The sequence below is a fragment of the Hydrogenophaga pseudoflava NBRC 102511 genome (assembly GCF_001592285.1).
In the GTDB taxonomy this organism is placed as follows: domain Bacteria; phylum Pseudomonadota; class Gammaproteobacteria; order Burkholderiales; family Burkholderiaceae_C; genus Hydrogenophaga; species Hydrogenophaga pseudoflava.
Map to the genome: position 1 here is coordinate 1 of NZ_BCWQ01000031.1, position 3,956 is coordinate 3,956.

Consider the following 3,956-nt stretch of genomic DNA (forward strand, 5'->3'; position numbering starts at 1 on the left):
GGGCCAGCCGCCGGGCCGCCCCAAGGCAGGCCCAGCCCCCTCGGGGGGCAGCGACCCGCGCAGCGGCGGAGCGTGGGGGCTTGTTATCTGAGGCGGCCGATGTAGCGGGCGCTGGGGTCGCTGGCCGCCTCCAGGGGCGCCGGTGCCGACACCGGCGCGCTGGGCCGGCGCACCGGAATCACCAGCGACTCCAGCCGCTCGGCCAGGGGCAGCAGTTCGTCCAGGCCGTCCTCGCGCGCCCGCTGGCGGGCAAAGCTCACCACCGCCTGCGCGTATTCCACGTTGTTCACCATCCACTCGGTGTCGGTCACGCGGCCGGTCTTGCGGCGCAGCAACACATGCAGGTGGGCGGCGGCGGCGAATGCATCGTTTTGCGACATGGTGTTTTCCTCTTCCAACGACACGGGATGCGCTGCATTTCCTGTGCCACCGGTTCCGGGCACCAAGGGAAAGCCCGTATGCACGGGTCTGGTGCGGGCGGCTACAGTACCGCCACTCGCAAACGGCGCCAGACGCCGCGACCGCGGGGGACCGAGGAGACAACCCAGTCCTATCAGAACAAATCCTTCAGCGTCCCAAGAGATGCACCGAATCATCAGCCGACCCTTGCGGGTCGGCTTTTTTTTGCCTGTGCGGCGGACGGTGGTTGGATTTTTGAGTGGAAGTTTGATTTCCATTTTGTTTCAGAAAACGGAAAGTCTTCGAATCCCCTGAATGGTGGATGGCAGTGACTGCCTGTTGGCCATTGAAAATATTTGTTTCCTGACAACGGCTTACAAGCCCGTGTCGGTGTTTTCCCTTGGTGGCCCGATCGTGGCCCGCGGATTGCGAACGGTCACACACCTGCCCATTCCCAGCGTTTGCGGGCGGGACCCGGATCCGCCCCACACAGCCCACGGAGACACCACAAGATGGAAACCTTTTACGAGGTCATGCGCCGCAAAGGCATTTCGCGCCGCAGTTTCATGAAGTACTGCTCGCTCACCGCCACCTCGCTGGGGCTGGCACCGAGCTTTGTGCCCCAGATCGCCCACGCGATGGAAAACAAACCGCGCACCCCGGTGCTCTGGCTGCACGGTCTGGAATGCACCTGCTGCACCGAAGCCTTCATCCGCTCGGCCCACCCGCTGGCCAAGGACGTGGTGCTCTCCATGATCAGCCTGGACTACGACGACACCCTGATGGCCGCCGCCGGCCACCAGGCCGAGGCCATCCTCGAAGAGATCATGACCAAGTACAAGGGTCAGTACATCCTGGCGGTGGAAGGCAACCCGCCGCTGAACGAAGACGGCATGTTCTGCATCCAGTCGGGCAAGCCCTTCATCGACAAGCTCAAGCACGTCGCCAAGGACGCCAAGGCCATCATCGCCTGGGGTTCGTGCGCCAGCTGGGGCTGCGTGCAGGCCGCCAAGCCCAACCCGACCCAGGCCACCCCGATCCACAAGGTCATCACCGACAAGCCCATCATCAAGGTGCCGGGCTGCCCACCCATCCCCGAGGTGATGACGGGCGTGATCACCTACATGCTGACCTTCGACCGCATCCCCGAGCTGGACCGCCAGGGCCGCCCGAAGATGTTCTACAGCCAGCGCATCCACGACAAGTGCTACCGCCGCCCGCACTTCGACGCCGGCCAGTTCGTCGAGGCCTGGGACGACGAGTCTGCGCGCAAGGGCTACTGCCTCTACAAGGTCGGCTGCAAGGGCCCGACCACCTACAACGCCTGCTCCACCGTGATGTGGAACGAGGGCACGAGCTTCCCGATCAAGGCCGGCCACGGCTGCATCGGCTGCTCGGAAGACGGCTTCTGGGACAAGGGTTCGTTCTACGACCGCCTGACCGACATCCACGCCTTCGGCATCGAGGCCAACGCCGACGAGATCGGTGGCAAGGCCGCCGCGGTGGTGGGCGCTGCGGTCGCCGCGCACGCCGCGATCTCGGTCGCCAAGCGGGCGCGCGACACGTCCAAAGAGAAATCGAAGAACCACGCCTGAGGCCAGGAGAACACGACATGGGTGCTTACGAAACACAGGGCTTCAAGCTCGACAACTCCGGCCGCCGCGTGGTGGTCGACCCGGTGACCCGCATCGAGGGCCACATGCGCTGCGAGGTCAACCTCGACAGCAACAACGTCATCCGCAACGCCGTCTCCACCGGCACCATGTGGCGCGGCCTGGAGGTGATCCTCAAGGGCCGCGACCCGCGCGACGCCTGGGCCTTTGTGGAGCGCATCTGCGGCGTCTGCACCGGTTGCCACGCGCTCACCTCGGTGCGTGCGGTGGAAGACGCCCTGGGCATCAGGATCCCGCTGAACGCCCACCTCATCCGCGAGATGATGGCCAAGACGCTGCAGGTGCACGACCACGCGGTGCACTTCTACCACCTGCATGCGCTGGACTGGGTCGACGTGGTCTCGGCGCTGAACGCCGACCCGAAGAAGACCAGCGAGCTGCAGCAGCTGGTGTCGCCCTCGCACCCGCTGTCCTCGCCCGGCTACTTCCGCGACGTGCAGAACCGCCTGAAGAAGTTCGTCGAGAGCGGCCAGTTGGGCCCGTTCAGCAACGGCTACTGGGGCAGCAAGGCCTACGTGTTGCCGGCCGAGGCCAACCTGATGGCCGTGACCCATTACCTCGAAGCCCTGGACCTGCAGAAGGAATGGGTGAAGGTGCACACCATCTTCGGCGGCAAGAACCCGCACCCGAACTACATGGTCGGCGGCGTGCCCTGCGCGATCAACCTCGACGGCGACGGCGCGGCCGGCGCGCCCATCAACATGGAGCGCCTGAACTTCGTTGAAGCCCGCATCAAGGAGATGATCGAGTTCAACAACAACGTCTACATCCCGGACGTGCTGGCCATCGGCACCATCTACAAGCAGGCCGGCTGGCTCTACGGCGGCGGCCTCTCGGCCACCAACGTGGCCGACTACGGCACCTACGAGAAGGTGCCCTACGACCACAGCACGCACCAGCTGCCCGGCGGCGTGATCCTGGACGGCAACTGGGAAAAGATCCACGAGATCGACCCGCGCGACCCCGAGCAGGTGCAGGAGTTTGTGACCCACAGCTGGTACACCTACGGCAACGACAGCAAGGGCCTGCACCCCTGGGACGGCATCACCGAACCCAACTACAAGCCCGAGGGCCCGAACTTCAAGGGCACGCGCACCAAGATCGAGCAGCTCGACGAATCCGCCAAGTACTCGTGGATCAAGTCGCCGCGCTGGCGCGGCCACGCGGTCGAGGTCGGCCCGCTCTCGCGCTACATCCTGGGCTACGCCCACGCGATGAAGGGCAACAAGTGGTGCCAGCGCGTCAAGGAACAGGTGGACGCCTCGGCGGTCGCCATCAACAGCGCCATCCCCAAGGCCCTGGGCCTGCCGGAGACCCAGTACAGCGCCAAGCAGCTGCTGCCCACCACCATCGGCCGCACCCTGGCGCGCGCACTGGAGAGCCAGTACGCCGCCGAGATGATGATGGACGACTTCCGCCAGCTGGTGCAGAACATCAAGGCCGGCGACACGTCCACCGCCAACGTCGAGAAGTGGGACCCCGCCACCTGGCCCAAGGAGGCCAAGGGCGTGGGCACCGTCGCCGCGCCGCGCGGCATGCTGGGCCACTGGATCAAGATCAAGGACGGGAAGATCGAGAACTACCAGTGCGTGGTGCCCACCACCTGGAACGGTTCGCCGCGCGACGCAAAGGGCCAGATCGGCGCCTTCGAGGCCTCGCTGATGAACACGCCCATGGTCAACCCCGAGCAGCCGCTGGAGATCCTGCGCACCCTGCACAGCTTCGACCCCTGCCTGGCCTGCTCCACCCACGTGATGAGCCCGGACGGCCAGGAGATGGCCAAGGTCACGGTGCGCTGAACCCACGGAACAACGAGGAGAAACACATGCAATCGAAAACCATCCGCCGCGCCACCGCCGCAGCGCTGCTGGCCGGTCTGGCCGG

3 protein-coding genes are annotated in these 3,956 nt (G+C 65.5%); 2 read left to right on the forward strand and 1 reads right to left on the reverse strand.

Features of this window, described 5'->3' with window-relative positions; translation table 11 throughout:
* Nucleotides 1-83: 83 nt before the first annotated feature.
* Nucleotides 84-380: a hypothetical protein gene (locus HPS01S_RS21250; RefSeq protein ID WP_066161134.1), complete on the reverse strand. Its 297-nt coding sequence runs from the start codon at nucleotides 378-380 to the stop codon at nucleotides 84-86.
* A gap of 531 nt (nucleotides 381-911) precedes the next feature.
* Here HPS01S_RS21250 and HPS01S_RS21255 point away from each other — a divergent pair.
* Nucleotides 912-1,994, forward strand: coding sequence for a hydrogenase small subunit (locus tag HPS01S_RS21255; protein WP_066161125.1), 1,083 nt, complete (start codon nucleotides 912-914; stop codon nucleotides 1,992-1,994).
* A 17-nt stretch (nucleotides 1,995-2,011) separates the two neighbouring features.
* Complete coding sequence (locus HPS01S_RS21260) at nucleotides 2,012-3,871, forward strand: nickel-dependent hydrogenase large subunit (protein WP_066161132.1); 1,860 nt, start codon at nucleotides 2,012-2,014, stop codon at nucleotides 3,869-3,871.
* Nucleotides 3,872-3,956: the final 85 nt, after the last annotated feature.

What these genes read in the sequence shown, in the direction of transcription:
- HPS01S_RS21250 (WP_066161134.1), bottom strand. Translation starts at nt 380, where the DNA reads ATGTCGCAAAACGATGCATTCGCCGCCGCCGCCCACCTGCATGTGTTG.
- HPS01S_RS21255 (WP_066161125.1), top strand. Translation starts at nt 912, where the DNA reads ATGGAAACCTTTTACGAGGTCATGCGCCGCAAAGGCATTTCGCGCCGC.
- HPS01S_RS21260 (WP_066161132.1), top strand. Translation starts at nt 2,012, where the DNA reads ATGGGTGCTTACGAAACACAGGGCTTCAAGCTCGACAACTCCGGCCGC.